Here is a 1,937-nt window from a genome sequence, read left to right on the forward strand (position 1 = left end):
GTCTTGGGGGCGGGGGCCGCATCCACGACGGGCACGGTGCCTTCGGGGCTTTCAATGGTGGTTGAGGCGTCAACCGTGGCCTCATCCACAATGGTGTCCAGCGGCGGGGCCGGTTCGTTCATATCCACCACGGCTGTCGGATCAGGGGCGGGTTCGGCCTGCGCATCCAGCACCTTGCGCGCATTGGCGGCCTTGGCCAGCAGTTTGGCAGCACCAGCGTCATTGGGGTCGGCGGCCTGTGCAGCCAGTGCGATTTTCTGGGTGCGTTCGTTCATCAGCGGCACGCCCAGACCGGCGGCGGCTTCGGTGTTCATGAACGGATTGTCCAGACTGTCGCCCTTGCTTTCGCGTCCCTTCAACTGGTGGGCGTCAAGCCGTTCTTCGGCGTTCTCGCCCGCGGCGGCCAGCAGGGCCTGACGGGTTTCACCCTTTTTGGCGGTCTGGGTCTGGGCGATCATCTTGGCGATTTTCTTGTCCGGAATGCCGGCGGCCTGCAGTTCCTTGACCTTTTGCTGCCATTCCTTGGGCAGGTGCTGGATGAACAGCACCTCATCAAGCTTATCGAGGGGGATTTCAGCGGCCTCTTTCAGTTCCGCCACCCATGTGTCGTATTGACCGGAGGTGCGCAGCATTTCGACCCGTTTGGCGTGAAATTCCAACGCCTTGTCCTGCAACTCGCGCATGATCGGATCGCTGAGGATCTTGGCCATCTTCTTTTTGACGCCCTTGGCGTGGCGCGTCGCGTTCATGTGTTCTTCTTCGTTGCGATCAAACAGGGCGAAGTAGGCGGCGTTGTATTTGTCTTCCTTGTTGTTGACGTTGCCGCGTACACGGCGCAGCAGATACGCCTCATATGACTTGACGGCATAGTGGTTCAATTCGACCCATTTGTAGCCCAAGGTGGGTTTGGTCGACCGCCAGCCGGACAGCGAAAATTCATCGGGCATGGGTTTGCCCGACCCGTTGAGCCACAACTGGTCAAACAGCAGCTTGGCATTCGCCGGTTCCTGTTTGGCCTTTTTGATATGGGGGCGGTGGATGCCCAGTTTCATGTCGCGGTAGGGTTTGAACATGGTTTTCACGCCCCACCCCTTTTTGAACTGGTCAGGGGCGGCGGAGGTGTAGTTTTCCGTCACAAGGCCGGGGTTCCAGTCGGTGATCCCGTTGGAGCCGAAGAACCGCCATGTGATGGCGATGGCATCGGCGGCGGGGTCCATCTTTTCGACCAGATGGCTGATATGGCCGCGCCCGCATTTGATGGACAGGAATTCATCCGCATCCATCGTCAAAATCCAGTCACTGTCGGTGACATCGGGGTTCTTGGTGGCCAGCATCAGCGCGTTGGGCTGGGGCTTTTTGCCTTCGGGGACGTCATTGCGGAAATGTTTGACCCAGCCCAGTTCCTCAAGCCGGATCAGCATGTCATCGGTGCCGTCACCACAGTTGTTGGTGTAGACACAGATGTTATCGAAGCCGATGTGTTTGTGATAGGCGACCCATTCCACAAGGCTGTGGCCTTCGTCCTTCATCATCGACAGGATCGTAAATTGATGTTTCGCCATCAGTTGCGGCCCCGACGGTCAAATCTGGTGGAATGTGTCACGTTTATACCTGCTCTCGTCCCGCGCTTGGCGCTGATTTTCCGAATACGTCCCGGCTTGGCCGCAGCATAGCGACCTGAACCCCCAAGTCCACTGTTGCGGAAGGGGAAACAATCGCAAAAGCGACCCGTGAGGCCGAAACCGCCTTGACCTGAGGCCAAGGAGGGCTTTGTTACGTCTCAGAGATTAAAATACTTAAAAGGAGTGCCCTGATGGCTTTCGAACTTCCTGATCTTCCCTATGCCCACGACGCGCTGGCGTCCAAGGGCATGTCCGCCGAGACGCTGGAATACCACCACGACCTGCACCACAACGCCTATGTCACCAACGGCAACA

The 1,937-nt window shown here is 58.1% G+C and carries 1 protein-coding gene and 1 pseudogene; one reads left to right on the forward strand and one right to left on the reverse strand.

Annotated features, from left to right (window positions below; genetic code table 11):
• A partial coding sequence (locus QZ653_RS14320; protein ID WP_296421079.1) for a glycosyltransferase family 2 protein occupies positions 1-1,562 on the reverse strand: 1,562 nt, incomplete at its 3' end.
• 251 nt (positions 1,563-1,813) lie between these two features.
• Here QZ653_RS14320 and QZ653_RS14325 point away from each other — a divergent pair.
• Positions 1,814-1,937, forward strand: a pseudogene (locus tag QZ653_RS14325) (superoxide dismutase); the annotation flags it as partial.

Source organism: Pseudooctadecabacter sp., from assembly GCF_020627745.1.
Classification (GTDB): domain Bacteria; phylum Pseudomonadota; class Alphaproteobacteria; order Rhodobacterales; family Rhodobacteraceae; genus Octadecabacter.